This window comes from Frankia sp. Allo2, assembly GCF_000733325.1.
Classification (GTDB): Bacteria; Actinomycetota; Actinomycetes; order Frankiales; family Frankiaceae; genus Frankia; species Frankia casuarinae.
Window position 1 is genome coordinate 1 of sequence record NZ_JPHT01000028.1, and the last position, 15,859, is coordinate 15,859.

The window sequence follows — 15,859 nt, forward strand, 5'->3', positions numbered from 1 at the left end:
CGGTTCGGGTGATTGTCGTGGTGGTGTCCCGGGCGGGGCGCGACTCGCGGTCGTCCGTCTCCCCCGGGCGGGCCAGCCGAACCGGATGCCCGGTCGGCTCGGCTGATGCGATCGGAGCTTCGGGTATCGCGCTGTTCTTGTCGAAGCGGTGCCCGCGTGATGCGGCGGCACGGTTTCCGAGGGCGCGGGGCGGCTGTAGCACGGTCATCGGATGACACCTCTCCGGGGCAGGGTTTCGGTCTCCGGGTGAGCTGGTCGGTTCTGACGGTGTGGTGTGGCTGTGCCGTGGCGAGGGTGGGTTCTGCGGGCACCCGCCCCGGGTGAGGGGCGGTAGCCCGTCGTTGCGATCTGGGCTGGTCAGGGCGATTTCGTAATCCGGCCCGGTTCCCGGCCTGGTTTCGGGCGCGGTTCCGTCCGGAACACCGTGCATTACCACGAAGGCGGCACATGTGCTCAGTCGAGCAGCTGAACGGACTAGCTGAATGATAATACGCGCGCCATTGAGGTCCGGTGTCCGACGTGAACGAAGCGTGGTCTCTCGGGGGATTGTTCCGGATGGCGCGCGGTGCACTACCCGTTCGCCGCGCGTTCCGGCGCATTGGCCGCGTTCCGGTGCATCGGCAATGAAGCTCTGGTGGTCCGAGTGTGGTCGGGGGAATGGGCGTAGGCTTAAGGGCCAATTTAAGACACTTATACCGTTGTATGTAATATGCCTGCTTCGGTGAGCCGCCGTCGGAGGCCGCCGTCGGAGGCCGCCGTCTGCCGTGCTCCGGGCTGATCGTGCCTCCCAGCGGTCGTACGACGGTCGTACGGTGAACGGGTGAGCCTGTTCGACGCCGATCTCTCCGATGGTGCCGGGGCTGGTGCCGGGGCGTCCGACGCGTCGGAGGCCGGGACGGCGTCCCGCTCCGCCTCGGGGTTCGCCGCTCTCCGGGATCGGCGTGGCGGCGGTCCGGGGGTGGACCGCGCGGCTCCGCTCGCCGCCCGGCTGCGGCCACGGACCCTGGACGAGGTCGTGGGCCAGCGGCATCTACTCGGGCCGGGAAGCCCGCTGCGCCGGCTGGTCGAGGGGGGCGCAACCACCTCGGTCGTGCTGTGGGGACCGCCCGGCACCGGCAAGACCACGCTGGCGCACATCGTGTCGAGGGCGACCGGGCGACGCTTTCGGGAGTTGTCCGCGGTCACCGCCGGCGTGAAGGATGTCCGCGCCGTCATCGACGAGGCTCGCGAGACGCTGTCAACGTCCGGTGCGCGCACGGTGCTGTTCATCGACGAGGTGCACCGGTTCACCCGGACGCAGCAGGACGCGCTGCTGCCCTCGGTCGAGCGCGGCTGGGTCACTCTGGTCGCCGCCACCACCGAGAACCCCTTCTTCTCCGTGGTCAGCCCCCTGCTGTCCCGGTCGTTGCTGCTGACGCTGGAGCCGCTGACCGACGACGACATCCGCGGGGTGCTGACCCGGGCGCTGCGCGACCCGCGTGGGTACGACGGGCGGCTGTCGGTGTCCGACGAGGCCCGCGAGCACGTGGTCCGCCTTGCCGGAGGTGACGCCCGCCGGGCCCTCACCACCCTGGAGGCCGGGGCCGAGGCGCTGCTCGAAGCCCATGAGTGCGAGTCCGGACCGGGTGGGAAGGCCGGAGCGGGTGCCGATGCCGGGGCAGACGCCGAGGCGTTCGTCAACCCGCGGCCACGGCTCGATCTCGACCTGCTGGAGCGGGCCGTCAACCGAGCCGCAGTGCGCTACGACCGGTCCGGGGACCAGCACTACGACGTGATCAGTGCCTTCATCAAGTCGATGCGGGGCGGCGACGTCGACGCGGCCCTCCACTACCTCGCGCGGATGCTGGAGGCCGGCGAGGATCCCCGGTTCGTCGCCCGGAGGATGATCATCCTTGCCAGTGAGGATATTGGCATGGCCGATCCGGGCGCGCTCGGTGTCGCGGTCGCGGCCAGTCAGGCGCTGGAGTTCGTTGGCCTGCCCGAGGCCCGCCTGGCGCTCGCGCAGGCGGTCATCCACCTGGCGCTGGCGCCCAAGTCGAACGCGGTGATCCGGGCGATCGACGCCGCCACCTCGGATGTTCGTGCCGGGCGGGCCGGACCGGTGCCCGCGCATCTGCGCGACGCCCACTACCGCGGCGCGCGGCGGGTCGGCCACGGCGCGGGCTACCGGTACCCGCACGAGGCCCCCGGCAACGTCGTGCGTCAGCAGTACCCGCCGGACGGGCTGACCTCGACCGACTACTACCAGCCGAGCGGTAACGGCTTCGAGCGCCGCGCGGCCGATCGGGTCCATGAGCTGCGTGGCGTCGTGCGCGGTGACCCACCGCCGTCCCCGGGCTCGTCCCCACCGCCCTCCCCACCGCCCTCCTCGCCGTCCTGACTCCTCTCGTGGGGGCTACCCGTGGCCCCGGTAGCCGTCTCGGTAAGGTCACTCCAGGAGCGTCGGCTGGGTGGCGCCCGCGGCACGGCGGATCGAATCGGGTGGGGTGGGACCGGCCCAACGACGATGGAGGCAGGAGCACATATGTCCGGTGGTGCGGTCGCGGGCCTGATCGCGTCGGGCGCGTTCGCGGTGCTCGTCCTCTTCGGCTGTTACGTCCTGCTCAAGCTCGGTAAGATCTTCGATGAGGCCGCGGCCCGGGTACGTCAGACCGGTCTCGCCCTCGACGAGGGAACCGCCCGGGTCAGGCAGGCCGGCGCGACGGTCGACGAGGTCAATCTGGCGCTCTCGCATGTCAACAAGGAACTCGACCGGGTCGACGCGATCACGGCGAACGTGCAGTCGATCACGACCAACGTCTCCTCGCTGACGTCGTTGTTCGCGGCGACGCTCGGCGGCCCGATGGTGCGCGTCGCGGCGTTCAGCTACGGCGTGCGCAAGGCGGCGGCCAAGCGGACCCGCTCGGAGGTCGAGTCCCGGGTGACGGCCCAGATGAAGGCCGAGAAGGCGGCGCGGCGGCCGGCCGGGCGCGGCGGCCCGCAGCCCGCGGGCGAGAAGACCCCGTCGGTGTCCACGGCCGCCGGCGCGGCGGGCGGGCGTCGGGGAGGCCGGTAGATGTCGAGGATCTTCTATCTCGCTTTCGGGGCGGCGGCCGGCGTCGTGGTGGTGCGCCAGGTGGCTAAGGCCGCAGCCTCCCTGACACCGACGAGTCTGGCCGGCTCTCTCGTACAGTCGGTACAGGAGTTCCTCGCGGACGTGCGCGAGGCCGCGGCCGAGCGGGAGGAGGAGATCCGTGTCGCGCTCGGCCTCGACGGTGATCCGGACGAAGCGGATCGAGGCGACGAAGCGGATCGAGGCGACGCGGTCGGGGCTGCCCCGCCCCGGGACGCCGCGGCGCGGGTCGCCGGCTCCGGCGCGCCGCGTTACCCCGCTGACCTCGACGACGCCGAACGCACGATGCGGCTCGTCCCCGGCGCCCGGCGGCCCTGAGGACTCCCTTGCCCGCGGGCCGGGGGCACCCGCCCTCACCGCAGCCCGGAAGGCGCGCCCGACCACAGCACGCCACCCCGGGATGTCGAACCTCTTCCCACGAGTCTGGACGACGTGAACCCGATGGACACGGCCGAGATCCGTAGCCGCTTTCTCAACCACTTCGCCCGGCGCGGGCACACCGTCGTCCCGAGCGCCTCACTGGTGGCCCAGGATCCGACGTTGCTGCTGGTCAACGCCGGCATGGTGCCTTTCAAGCCCTATTTTCTCGGGGATCTCCCGGCGCCGTGGCCGCGGGCGGCCAGCGTGCAGAAATGTGTCCGGACGGTCGACATCGAGAATGTCGGGCACACCGCGCGGCACGCCTCCTTCTTCCAGATGTGCGGCAACTTCTCGTTCGGCGACTATTTCAAGGCCGAGGCGATCCCGTTCGCCTTCGAGCTGCTCACCGAAGGGTTCGGCTTCAAGGCCGACGACCTGTGGGCGACGGTCTACCTCGACGACGACGAGGCCGAGGGGATCTGGCGCAAGCTGCTGCCCGCCGAGCGCATCCAGCGCCGCGGCAAGGAGGACAACTTCTGGTCGATGGGCGTGCCCGGGCCGTGCGGGCCGTGCAGCGAGATCTACTTCGACCGCGGCTGCGCCTATGGCCGTGAGGGCGGTCCGATCGCGGACGAGGAGCGCTACCTCGAGGTCTGGAACCTCGTCTTCATGCAGTACGAGCGGGGCGAGGGCGCCGGGTACGACTATCCGATCGAGCGTGAGTTGCCGGCCCGCAACATCGACACCGGGATGGGCCTGGAGCGGATGGCGACCATCCTCCAGGGTGTCGACAACCTCTACGAGATCGACATCTCCCGGCCGGTGCTCGACGCCGCCGGCCGGCTGACCGGGCGGCGCTACGGCGCGGACCCCGCCGATGACGTGCGGTTGCGAGTGATCGCCGACCACACCCGCACCGCCGCGATGCTGATCTCCGACGGCGTCGTCCCCTCCAACGAGGGGCGCGGCTACGTGCTGCGCCGCATGCTGCGCCGGGCGATCCGTAACGCCCGGTTGCTCGGTGCCCACGAGCCGGTGATGAGCGAGCTGTTCGCGGTCGTCGGGTCGGCGATGGGGACGATCTACCCCGAACTGCTCGACAATGCCGAGACGATCACCGGGGTCGCCGTCGCGGAGGAGCAGGCGTTCGCCGAGACGCTGCGCACCGGTACCACGATCTTCGACACCGCGGCGCGCCAGGCCCGATCCCTGGGCTCGACCACGCTGGGCGGCGAGGCGGCCTTCAAGCTGCACGACACCTACGGCTTCCCGATCGACCTGACACTGGAGATGGCCGCTGAGGCGGGCCTTTCCGTTGACGAGGCGGGTTTCCGCCGGCTGATGGACCGCCAGCGGCAGGCCGCGAAGGCGGACCGGGCCGCGCGGCGGATCGGCAACGTCGACCTGTCCGCGTTCCGGCCGATCCTGGCCCGCTCCGGCCCGACGACCTTCACCGGGTACGAGGAGCTCAGCCGGACCTCCGGCGTGGTGGGCCTCGTCGGCATCGCCGACGGCGCGGGGCTGGCGGCGGCGGGGGAGGACACCGAGGTCGGGGTCGTGCTCGACGCGACCCCCTTCTACGCCGAGAGCGGCGGCCAGGAGCCCGACCTCGGTCGGCTGCGTTTCGACGGCGGCGAGGTCGAGGTGCTCGACGTCCAGCGGCCCGTGCCCGACCTGGTCCTGCACCGGGTGCGGGTGCTCGGCGGCGAGCTGCGGCTCGGCGTGGAGGTGTTCGCGGAGGTGGATGCCGATCGTCGCCGCGCGGTGTCCCGGTCGCACACCGCCACCCATCTCGTGCACACCGCGTTCCGTCGCGCGCTGGGCGAGGGCGCGACCCAGGCCGGTTCGCTGAACTCCCCGGGCCGGCTGCGGTTCGACTTCCACGCCCTCGGCGCGGTGCCGCCGTCGGTGCTCGCCGACGTCGAGGACGAGATCAACGAGGTTGCCCTGCGTGACCTGCCGGTGCGGGCTTTCGTAACCACGCAGGAGGAGGCCCGCCGGCTCGGCGCGATGGCGCTGTTCGGCGAGAAGTACGGCGACGCCGTGCGGGTCGTCGACGTGGGCGACTACGCCCGCGAGCTGTGCGGTGGCACGCACGTCGCGAGCTCCGCGCAGCTCGGCGCGGTGAAGCTGCTGTCGGAGGCGTCGATCTCCGCGGGCACCCGCCGAGTCGAGGGGCTGGTCGGCCTCGACGCCTTCCGCTACCTGGCGCGCGAGCATCTCCTGGTGTCGCAGCTGTCCACCGCGCTGAAGGCCCGTCCGGATGAGCTGGTGGACCGGGTCACCGACATCGTCGGCCGGCTGCGCGACGCCGAGCGGGAGCTGGAACGACTGCGGGCCGCCGCGGTACTCGCCGGGGCCGGGGCGCTGGCCGAGGGTGCCGAGGAGGTGGCTGGCGTCGCCGTGGTCACCGCCGAGGTGCCCGCCGGCACCGCCCCCGACGACGTGCGGCTGCTGGCGCTGGACGTGCGTGGGCGGCTGGCGGGGCGGCCCGCCGTCGTCGCCGTGGCCAAGGCCGACGGGTCGTCGATCGTCGTGGTGACCGACGACGCCGCGCGCGGCCGGGGGCTGCGCGCCGGTGACCTGGTGCGGCAGTCCTGGGCGAGCCTGGGTGGCAAGGGTGGCGGCAAGCCGGACGTGGCCCAGGGCGGCGGGGGGAACCCACAGCTGGTGCCGGCGGTGTTCGCCAGGCTGCGGGGGCTGGTGGCCGAGCACGCCTCGCGGTGAGCGGCTCGGGCTCCCGGCCCGGGGATTCTCGGCCCGGGGATTCTCGGCCCGGGGTGCGGATCGGGGTCGATGTCGGCTCGGTGCGGGTCGGGGTCGCCGCGAGCGACCCGGGCGGCGTGCTCGCGGTTCCGGTGACTACCCTGGCCAGGGACAGACGGGGTAATGCGGACATAGATCAGCTCGTCCTCATCGTCCGGGAGCGGCAGGCTGTAGAGGTCGTGGTCGGCCTGCCCAGACAGATGTCCGGGCAGGAAGGCCGGGCGGTCCGGCTGGTGCGGCAGTACGCCGAGGTACTCGCCGAGCGGATCGCACCCGTCCCCGTGCGTTTTGTGGACGAGCGGCTCACCACGGTTGCGGCTCATCGCAGGATGGCCGAGCGTGGCGTTCGTTCGCGTGCCCGCCGGAGTCTCGTGGATCAGGAGGCAGCCGTGCAGATCCTGCAGCACGACCTGGACAGCCGCCGGGGGAGCGCCGCGCCCGGCGTGATCGGGTGTGCCGCCCCGGCCGCGGGTCCGGACGGCGTGGTCCGGGCTCCGAGAGACGGCCCCCGGGCTCCGGACGGTGTTGTCCCGCCGTCGGACGAGAGGTGACCGGCGGCGACCTCGACGAGATGCTCGACGAGGATCCCTACTCGCGTCGCCGTCGGGCCCGCCAGCGCGGTGATCGTTACTCGGATGAACACTACGCCGATGATCAGTACCCGGACGACCGTGCCGGGGTCGACTGGGACCACCGCGCCTGGGACGACGGCGGCGGCTGGGACGAGCCCGGTCCCGACGGCGGCCGGCGCGGTCGCGCGCTGCCGAAGCTCATCGCGGTGCTTGTCGTGGTCGCCGCCCTGCTGGGACTGGGGATCTACGGGGTGGGGAAGGTCGTCGGGCACATCTCGGCTGGCGAGCCCGCCGACTACTCCGGCTCCGGCGAGGGCATCGCGATGGTCCAGATCCCGGCCGGGGCGAGTACCCGGGAGATCGCCGGGGAGCTGCACGACGCGAACGTGACCGCGAGTGTCGCCGCGTTCGTCAAGGCCGCCACCGCGAATCCGAAGTCGCTGGGCATCCAGCCGGGCACCTACCGTCTGCACACCAGGATGAGCGCCGCCGCGGCGCTCGAGGCCCTGCTCGACCCTGCCTCGTCCGCGCCGTTCAAGTTCGTCATCAAAGAGGGCATGACCGTCCGTGAGGTCCTCACAGCACTGCATGAACGCCTCCCGGGCACGTCGATGGCGGACCTGGAGGCGATCGCGAAGAACCCCGCCCAGCTGGGCCTGCCGTCCTACGCGCCGCCGAACCTGCTGGAAGGCTATCTCTTCCCGTCTACCTACGACCTCGTGCCCGGGGCCACGCCCGAGCAGTTGCTGCGTTCCTTCGTCGACCGCTTCAAGCGGGAGACCGCGGCGATCGATCTGGAGGGCAGGGCCGCCGCGCTCGGGGTCCCGCCGAAGGACATCGTCACCATCGCCTCGATCATCGAGAAGGAGGTGGCCAACCGCGACGAGGGTCCGAAGGTGGCCCGGGTGATCTACAATCGGCTCAGGGACACATCGGGAAGATTTGGCCGGCTCGACATGGACTCGACCACCCGCTACGCCACGGACGGGTACGAGGGGCCGTTGACCAAGGAACAACTCGCCCAGAACAACCCGTACAACACGCGGGCCGTGAAAGGGTTGCCGCCGGGCGCAATCTCCAACCCCGGCGTCTGGGCGCTGCGGTCGGCACTGGAACCGGCCGACGGATCGTGGTTCTATTTCGTCTCCATGCCGCAGAGCAAGGTGACGGTCTTCGCCACCACGGAGCGGGAGTGGGAGCAGGCAGAGGCCCAGTACCGGCGTGAAGGAGGTCGTGAGTAGTGCGAGGGAAGCCGCGAGCATGAGGCCCGCAAGCATGAGGAGGGCCCGGTAGTGCCGGAGATCGTTCCCGCCGGCACTACCCCGGCCCGCCGTCGGCCCCCTGAGTGCCGTCGTCGGCCCATGGAACCGCCGGCGACCGTCGCGGCCACCGCGCCGCCGTCGGGCCCCACCCGCGCCGCCGTGCTCNGGGCACCGGTGGACCATTCGCTCTCCCCGCTGCTGCATGCCGCCGCCTACGCCAAGCTCGGTCTCGCGGTGACGTACACCGCCGTGCACTGCGACGAGACCGGGCTCGCCGCGATGCTCACCCGGGTCCGCACGGATCCGGGCTGGGTCGGGCTGTCCCTGACCATGCCGCTCAAGACCGTCGCGCTCGACCTGCTCGACGAGGTGGACGCGACGGCGGCGGTCATCGGCGCCGTCAACACGGTCGTCGTCGGGCCCGCCGGCCGGTTGCGTGGCTACAACACCGACGTGGACGGCATCGGCATGGCGCTGCGCCGGGTGATGCGCGGCGCGGTCCCAGGCCAGCCGCTCGTACTCGGTGCCGGTGGCACGGCCCGCGCCGCGGTCGCGGCGGTCGCCGCGGCGGGCTGCACCCGCCTCGGCGTCGTCGCCCGCCGGCCCGCCGCCGTGGCGGAGGTGGCGGAGATCGGGTCGCGGCTGGGCGTCGAGGTCACCGCGCTGCCCTGGGAGCTGCTGGCCGCGGGCCTGCCTGCCGGTCCGGATCTGGTCATCTCCACCACGCCCGCCGGCGCGACCGACGGGCTCGCCACCGGACCGTGGCCGCCAGCCTGCCAGCTCGTAGAACTGCTCTATCATCCCTGGCCCACGGCGCTGGCCGCCGCGGCCTACCGGGCCGGTGCCCGGGTCGCAGGTGGCCTGGAGATCCTCGCCGCCCAGGCCGTGGGGCAGGTCGAGCACTTCACCGGGCAGGTGGTTCCCACCAGCGTTCTGCTGGCCGCGGGTCAGGCCGCGCTGGACGAGCGGACGCGGGGGAACAGGCCCCCGGCGGTGGAGGTCGGCGTGCCGGGCGGCCACGGTCTCGCGGGGAGCGGTCCCCGCGGCCGCGGTGGACCTGCCGGCGGATAGCGGTGCCGGGAGTGGTGCCGGGCGGCGCGCTCAGCACGTTGATCGCCCTTCCTGCGCTCGCCGCCCTGCCGTTCGGTCGCCGGATCGTGGCCGGCGTGCCGGCGCTGCCCGGGCAGGCCCCGCACCGGGAGGCGCCCGGGGCGGCGGCGCTCGGTGCCGTGACGGTGCTGGTCGCCGCGGCCGTGACCGTCGCCCTGCACGATCATCCGAGCTGGTTGCCGGCCTATGTGTATCTGGCGGTCGTCGGGGTCTGGCTGGCCGTGATCGATCTTCGGGTGCACCGCCTGCCCGACCATCTGGTACTGCCGTCCTATCCGGTGCTCGCCGGGCTGTTCGGCCTCGCCGCGCTGCTCACCGGCGAGCCCGGCCGTCTGCTGCGCGCCGGGATGGCCGCGGCTGCCGTCTGGGTGATCTTCCTGGGGGTGCATTGCCTGCCGAGGGCGGGGCTCGGGCGCGGGGACGTCAAGGTGTCCGGCCTGCTGGGCGGTGCGCTGGGCTGGCTCGGCTGGCCGAGTGTGGTGTTCGGGCTGTTCGCCGGCATCGTCCTCGGGGGGCTCTGGGCGAGCGCGCTGCTCGTGGCGGGCCGGGTCGGCCGGCATGACCGCATCGCCTACGGTCCCTTTCTGCTCGCCGGGACGCTGCTCGCCGTCCTCGGTCGCGCCGGCTGATCTCGTTTGTCCTACTTGATACTGATAGTTCCGTTTGATTCCGGTTGTCCTGCCTGAGCGCGGTCGTGACAGGGGCGGTGAGCGTGAAAGACTGGGGTCATGGTGCGTTGGCTGACGGCGGGGGAGTCCCATGGTCCCGCCCTGGTGGCGACGGTCGAGGGGCTGCCCGCCGGGATCCGGATGACCAGTTCCGACATCTCCGCCGAGCTGGCCCGCCGCCGGCTCGGGCACGGTCGCGGCGCGCGGATGAGCTTCGAGCGTGACGAGGTCGAGCTGCTCGGTGGAGTCCGCCACGGCGTCACCCTCGGCGGCCCGGTCAGCGTGGTCGTCCGCAACACCGAGTGGCCCAAGTGGGAGCGGGTCATGTCGCCCGACCCGGTCGATCCGGCGGCGCTGGCGGGCCTGGGCCGCGCAGCCCCGCTGACCCNGCCCCNGCCCGGCCACGCCGATCTCGCCGGCATGCAGAAGTACGGGTTCGACGACGCCCGGCCCGTGCTGGAGCGCGCCAGCGCCCGGGAGACCGCCGCGCGGGTCGCGCTCGGCACCGCGGCCAAGGCACTGCTGCGGCAGGCCTACGGCATCGAGGTGATCTCGCATGTCGTCGCGATCGGCGCGGTCGAGGTGCCCCCGGGGGTGCCCGCCCCGACGTCGCTGGCGGCGGTGGACGCGGACCCGGTCCGCTGTGCCGACCAGGCGACCAGCGTGCGGATGGTCGCCGAGATCGACGTGGCCCACGCCGACGCGGACACCCTCGGCGGCATCGTCGAGGTGCTGGCGTACGGCTGCCCGCCCGGGCTCGGCAGCTACGTGCACGGCGACCGGCGCATCGACGCCCGGATCGCGGGCGAGCTGATGGGCATTCAGGCGATCAAGGGCGTCGAGTTCGGGGACGGTTTCACCACCGCGCGGCGGCGGGGTTCCGGGGCGCACGACGAGATCGAGCCGGCCGGTGCCGGCAGCCGGCGGGTGCGGCGGGCGACTGACCGGGCCGGCGGGGTCGAGGGCGGCATGACCACGGGCGAGCCGTTGCGCGTGCGGGTGGCGATGAAGCCGATCTCCTCGCTGACCAGGCCGTTGTCCACGGTGGACGTGTCCACCGGCGAGGCGGCGGTCGCGATCAACCAGCGGTCCGACGTGTGCGCGGTGCCCGCGGCCGGGGTGGTGACGGAGGCGATGGTCGCCCTCGTGCTCGCCGACGCGGCGCTGGAGAAGTTCGGGGGGGACTCGGTGGAGGAGACCCGGCGTAATTACGAGGGGTACCTGAAGTCCCTGGTCATCCGCTGATCGGCGGCGGGAATCGGCAGGCGGCGAAGACAGAGGATCATCGTGGGGGAGCCGGCGACGGACGCGTGGACGGGGCCGATGGCCTGGACGGGGCCGATGGTGGTGCTGGTCGGAGCGCCCGGAGCGGGGAAGACGACGGTGGGCACCCAGCTGGCGCGGCGGTGGGGGGTGGGTTTCCGCGACACCGACGCCGACATCGAGGCGGCGCTCGGCACCACCGTCGCGGACATCTTTCTCGATCATGGTGAGGAGTACTTCCGGCTGGCCGAGCGCCGGGCGGTGGCGGCCGCGCTCGCGGATCACCGGGGGGTCCTGGCCCTTGGCGGGGGAGCGGTGCTCGACGCCGAGAACCGGACCCTGCTGGCCGGGCACCGGGTCGTCTATCTTGAGGTGGGAGTTTCCGACGCGGTGCGGCGGGNGGGCCTCGCCCGGGACCGTCCACTGCTGGTCGAGGGGCCCCGCACGCGGCTCGCCGCCCTGCTCAGGGCGCGCCGGCCGCTCTACGCCGAGGTGGCGACGGTGGTCATCGACACCGCGGGGCACGAGCCGGACGAGGTGACCGACCTGCTGGCGGCGGCCCTGGGCCCGCTGCTCGCGGGGGGCAGCGAACCGGACGAGGCGGCGGACGCCGCGGGGGGCAGCGAACCGGACGAGGCGGCGGACGCTGCGGGGGGCAAACGGTGAGTATGCAGGTGAAGGCCTCCGACATCGTGCGGATCCCGGTACGGCCGGGCGGCGGGCGTCCCTACGACGTCGTGCTCGGGGTGGGCCTGCTCGGCGAGCTCGCCGAGACCGTCGTCGGGCGGACCCGCGCCGCGGTGATCCATCCCGGGGCGTTGCGGGCCACCGCGGACGCCGTCGTCGCCGACCTGCGGGAGAACGCGGGCGTGGAGGCGCACGCCATCGAGGTGCCCGACGGCGAGGAGGCCAAGCAGCTGCGGATCGCCGGCTTCTGCTGGGACGTGCTCGGCCGGATCGGCTTCACCCGGGACGACATGGTGATCGGCCTCGGCGGCGGCACCGTGACAGACCTGGCCGGGTTCGTCGCCGCGAGCTGGCTGCGCGGGGTGGACGTCGTCCAGGTGCCGACCACCGTGCTCGGCATGGTCGACGCGGCGGTCGGCGGGAAGACCGGCATCGACATCGACGCGGGCAAGAACCTGGTCGGGGCCTTCCACCAGCCGCTCGGCGTGCTGTGCGATCTGGCGGCGCTGGAGTCTCTGCCGGCCGTCGAGGTACGCGCCGGGCTCGCCGAGGTCGTCAAGACCGGTTTCATCGCCGACGCGGCGATCCTCGATCTGCTCGACGCCGATCCGACCGGCGCCGCGCATCTGCCCGAGCTGATCGAGCGGTCCATCCGGGTCAAGGCCGAGGTGGTCTCCGGCGATCCGCGGGAGGACGGCCGGCGGGAGATCCTCAACTATGGTCACACCCTCGGTCATGCCATCGAGAAGGTCGAGCACTTCAGCTGGCGGCACGGCGCGGCGATCTCGGTGGGCATGGTGTTCGCGGCGGAGCTGTCCCGGCTCGTCGTCGGCCTCGACGACGCCACCGCCGACCGGCACCGTGAGCTGCTGACCCGCATCGGCCTGCCGGTGACCTACCGGGACGACCGGTGGGCGGCGCTGCTCGACGCGATGCGGGTCGACAAGAAGGCGCGGGGACGGCGGATGCGTTTCGTCGGCCTCGAGGCGCAGGGCCGCACCGTCATCCTGGACAATCCGGACGCTGGCCTGCTGATCGCGGCGTTCACCACTGTCGCCGAGGGTCGGTAGACTCGTCGCGGCGGTTTGTAGGATCGCCGCCACGTCCGCGCCCGGTGTCCGCGCCCGGTGCGTTCGCCCGGTGGCGGGGTCCGGAAGCGGCCTGAGGATGGAAGCGGCCTGGGGATGGCCTGGGGAGCCTGGGGATGGCCTGGGGAGAGAGCACCGCGGTCCTCGCACGAGGGTCCGGGGAACGACCACACCCGCCGTCGGCGTACGGCGATGGAAACGGAGAACGCGCGCAGTGGCGACCACCAACGACCTGAAGAACGGCATGACGCTCGACATCGACGGGGTGTTGTGGAACGTCGTCGGCTTCCAGCACGTCAAGCCGGGTAAGGGTGGGGCGTTCGTCCGCACGACCCTGAAGAACGTGCTCACCGGGAAGGTCGTCGACCGCACCTTCAACGCCGGGGTCAAGGTTGACGTCGCGACCGTCGACCGCCGCGAGATGACCTACCTCTACCGGGACGGTGCCGATTTCGTCTTCATGGACAGCGAGTCCTACGATCAGATCCCGATCCCGCCGGATGTCGTCGGTGGGACGGCCGACTACATGCTGGAAAACACCGTGGCCACCGTCGCGCTACATGACGGCGCCCCGCTCTATGTCGAACTGCCGGCCAGCGTCGAGCTGACCATTTCGCAGACCGACCCGGGGGTGCAGGGCGATCGCTCGACCGGCGGGACGAAGCCGGCCACCCTGGAGACGGGCGCCACCATCAACGTGCCGCTGTTCATCACCAGTGGGGAAAAGGTCAAGGTCGACACGCGTGACGGCCGGTACCTGGGCCGGGTGACGAGCTGAGCGCCAGGTCCAAAGCCCGTAAACGGGCGCTGGACATCCTCTACGAAGCGGACGTGCGCGCGAGCGCCGTGCCGGAGATCCTCGCTGCCCGGCTGGCCCAGTCCGATCCACCGGTGTCGGAATACGCCGTCGAGCTGGTCGAGGGGGTCGTCGAGCGCCGCGGGGAGATCGACGAGCGGATCGCCCGGTACGCCGAGGGTTGGACGTTGGAGCGGATGCCGCCGGTCGACCGCAACATTCTGCGGATTGCCGTGCTGGAACTGCTCTGGCGTCCCGACGTCCCGGATCGGGTCGCCATCGACGAAGCCGTGGAACTGGCGAAGAACCTCTCCACCCACCGGTCGCCGGCGTTTGTCAACGGGCTGCTCGCGAGTCTGGTCGAGGGAAAGGGCCTGGCCACCCCGGCCGAGTCGACCGGACGGGGATCGGCGGTGGATTCAATTCCCGGCCAGCCGTCGTAGCGGCGGTCCACCGGGGTTGCCCGGTTGCCGGGAGGGAACCGGGATCGGCGTTCCCGGTACGTCGCCCAGGCGACGTACCGGGTCCTTCCCCGGATACGTGTGCCGCGGGTGGCGCGGATGCGAGCCGGCGGATTGTGGTACCGGTATCGCGGTACCGGTACCGCGATACCGGAGCGAGGCTAGACGTCGGTCGCCGCGGCGTCCGCGCCCTGCTCCGGAGACAGCACGCCCCAAGAGACGAGCTGCTCGGTGAGCTTGCTCGGCGAGGTGTCGTAGATCACCGCGAGCGAGCGCAGGTCCTCGTACCGGATCGAGAGCACCCGGCCGTTGTAGTCGCCGCGCTGGCTCTGAATGGTCGCCGCGTACCGGGCGAGCGGACCACCCTGCTCCTTGGGAACCTGGGAGAGACGCTCGAGGTCGAGAACGATCCGAGGAGACTGCTCCAGCGGAGCGACGGTGGAACCCTCGGGAAGAAGCTCCCCCACCGGAACGCCGTAGAACTCCGCGAGCTCGGAGAGGCGCTGCACGGTGACGGCGCGGTCCCCACGTTCGTAGGAACCCACGACGACGGCTTTCCACCGACCGTGCGACTTCTCCTCGACGCCATGAAGCGAGAGCCCCTGCTGGGTGCGTATCGCGCGCAGCCGAGCACCGAGCGCCTTCGCATAGTCGGACATCGGAGTGCCCACTCCTGTCGTGGTCGATCAGTTGGAACCGGGGCTCGTGCCGCCGGCGGTTACCGATAGTAGTGCCCGCCGGGNTGACGCTCGACACCCGGGGGGNCGTGTCGCCTCTTTCTTTNTNCCACTTTCTGTAGCCCTCTGGTTGCGCCCTACGCCTGAGCGGTGGGAACTTCCGGATGCCGCCACCGCTGTGGCGACGGCATCGAACCCAGTGACAAGTAGTGACAACATGATGCTGCGTGGTTGGCGCGGCAATAACGTCCCGCGCTGTCCGGACCGGTGGGCGACCCGTCGTCGCGCCGGGCGCCAGGGGCGTCGGCGTCCGGCGGCGAGATCCTCACACGTCCTGAGGGCCCTGGTAACGTCGCTGGGACCACTCCTTTAAGGACCGTCCCGTGAGGCGGGGAAGGAGGGATGCCGCGTGGCCCCGGCTGCCGCGAGCGACCCCGCATCGCGCCGTCCCGGCACCGCCCGGGCAGTACTGTCCGCAGACGACATCACCCGGATCGTCAGCCGGATGGCGCATCAGATTCTCGAGAAGACCTCCGGTGGCGCCGGGGTCGTCCTGCTCGGAGTACCCACCCGAGGGGTACCCCTTGCGCACCGGCTGGCACAGCGGGTGCAGGCCGTCGAGGGGGTGCGTCTCCCGGTTGGCTCCCTTGACCCGACCATGTACCGCGACGATCTGCGACTGCGCGGCGTGCGTCCCCTCGAGGTGACCGACATTCCCGAGGGTGGTGTCGACGGCCGCGTGGTGATCCTCGTCGACGACGTCCTCTACTCCGGGCGCACGGTGCGGGCGGCGCTGGACGCCTTGGCCGCCTACGGCCGGCCGCGTGCCGTCCAGCTCGCGGTCCTGGTCGACCGGGGCCATCGCGAGCTGCCGATCCGCGCCGACTACGTCGGGAAGAACATGCCGACCTCGCGCCGGGAGTCGGTGGCAGTCCGGCTGCGGGAGATCGACGGCGCCGACGGCGTGCTGATCCTCTCGGCCGCCGGGGGGGACGGCGCCGACGACGCGCCCCCCGGGAACCAGCCATGATCGGGGG

15 protein-coding genes and 1 pseudogene are annotated in these 15,859 nt (G+C 72.0%); 14 read left to right on the top strand and 2 right to left on the bottom strand.

From position 1 onward, the window contains the following. A pseudogene (locus ALLO2_RS27390) lies at positions 1-208 on the bottom strand (GntR family transcriptional regulator); the annotation flags it as partial. 750 nt (positions 209-958) lie between these two features. Between ALLO2_RS27390 and ALLO2_RS16995 the strand changes: the two are divergent. The 13 genes from ALLO2_RS16995 to nusB all read left to right on the top strand — a co-directional run bounded on the left by ALLO2_RS16995 (position 959) and on the right by nusB (position 14,127). Further along, positions 959-2,380, top strand: coding sequence for a replication-associated recombination protein A (locus ALLO2_RS16995; protein ID WP_049761107.1), 1,422 nt, complete (start codon positions 959-961; stop codon positions 2,378-2,380). Between the two features lie 144 nt (positions 2,381-2,524). Further along, complete coding sequence (locus ALLO2_RS17000) at positions 2,525-3,055, top strand: DUF948 domain-containing protein (protein WP_011437601.1); 531 nt, start codon at positions 2,525-2,527, stop codon at positions 3,053-3,055. Then, positions 3,056-3,430, top strand: coding sequence for a hypothetical protein (locus ALLO2_RS17005; protein WP_023841489.1), 375 nt, complete (start codon positions 3,056-3,058; stop codon positions 3,428-3,430). It abuts the gene before it with no gap. Positions 3,431-3,553: 123 nt separating this feature from the next. After that, on the top strand, positions 3,554-6,199 hold the full coding sequence (gene alaS / locus ALLO2_RS17010) for an alanine--tRNA ligase (protein ID WP_011437599.1): 2,646 nt from the start codon (positions 3,554-3,556) through the stop codon (positions 6,197-6,199). Continuing rightward, positions 6,196-6,789, top strand: a complete 594-nt coding sequence (gene ruvX, locus ALLO2_RS17015; RefSeq protein ID WP_023841491.1) for a Holliday junction resolvase RuvX — start codon at positions 6,196-6,198, stop codon at positions 6,787-6,789. The genes alaS and ruvX overlap by 4 nt, the downstream gene beginning before the upstream one ends. Continuing rightward, complete coding sequence (gene mltG, locus ALLO2_RS17020) at positions 6,786-8,051, top strand: endolytic transglycosylase MltG (protein ID WP_023841492.1); 1,266 nt, start codon at positions 6,786-6,788, stop codon at positions 8,049-8,051. Before ruvX ends, mltG begins: the two co-directional genes overlap by 4 nt. A 120-nt stretch (positions 8,052-8,171) precedes the next feature. Continuing rightward, positions 8,172-9,143, top strand: a complete 972-nt coding sequence (locus ALLO2_RS17025) for a shikimate dehydrogenase (protein WP_232235156.1) — start codon at positions 8,172-8,174, stop codon at positions 9,141-9,143. Between the two features lie 2 nt (positions 9,144-9,145). Next, complete coding sequence (locus ALLO2_RS17030) at positions 9,146-9,811, top strand: A24 family peptidase (protein WP_023841493.1); 666 nt, start codon at positions 9,146-9,148, stop codon at positions 9,809-9,811. Positions 9,812-9,910: 99 nt separating this feature from the next. Next, complete coding sequence (aroC, locus tag ALLO2_RS17035; protein WP_035733387.1) at positions 9,911-11,095, top strand: chorismate synthase; 1,185 nt, start codon at positions 9,911-9,913, stop codon at positions 11,093-11,095. Positions 11,096-11,137: 42 nt separating this feature from the next. After that, a complete protein-coding gene (locus ALLO2_RS17040) occupies positions 11,138-11,779 on the top strand; it encodes a shikimate kinase (protein ID WP_051875349.1) in 642 nt (213 codons plus the stop codon). 2 nt (positions 11,780-11,781) lie between these two features. Continuing rightward, positions 11,782-12,870 (top strand): 3-dehydroquinate synthase, encoded by a 1,089-nt coding sequence (gene aroB / locus ALLO2_RS17045; RefSeq protein WP_011437592.1) that lies wholly within the window; start codon positions 11,782-11,784, stop codon positions 12,868-12,870. 232 nt (positions 12,871-13,102) lie between these two features. After that, complete coding sequence (gene efp, locus ALLO2_RS17050) at positions 13,103-13,666, top strand: elongation factor P (RefSeq protein WP_011437591.1); 564 nt, start codon at positions 13,103-13,105, stop codon at positions 13,664-13,666. 53 nt (positions 13,667-13,719) lie between these two features. Continuing rightward, positions 13,720-14,127 carry a transcription antitermination factor NusB gene (nusB, locus tag ALLO2_RS17055; RefSeq protein ID WP_011437590.1) on the top strand — a complete coding sequence of 136 codons (408 nt, stop codon included), beginning with the start codon at positions 13,720-13,722 and terminating at the stop codon, positions 14,125-14,127. Between the two features lie 179 nt (positions 14,128-14,306). Here the strand turns inward: nusB and ALLO2_RS17060 are convergent, their stop codons facing one another. Further along, entirely contained in the window at positions 14,307-14,804 is a 498-nt protein-coding gene (locus tag ALLO2_RS17060) for a transcriptional regulator (protein WP_011437589.1), read from the bottom strand. A 427-nt stretch (positions 14,805-15,231) separates the two neighbouring features. On the opposite strand from ALLO2_RS17060, the gene pyrR reads away from it, so the two are divergent. Next, on the top strand, positions 15,232-15,852 hold the full coding sequence (gene pyrR, locus ALLO2_RS17065; protein ID WP_011437588.1) for a bifunctional pyr operon transcriptional regulator/uracil phosphoribosyltransferase PyrR: 621 nt from the start codon (positions 15,232-15,234) through the stop codon (positions 15,850-15,852). The last annotated feature ends 7 nt before the right edge of the window (positions 15,853-15,859 follow it).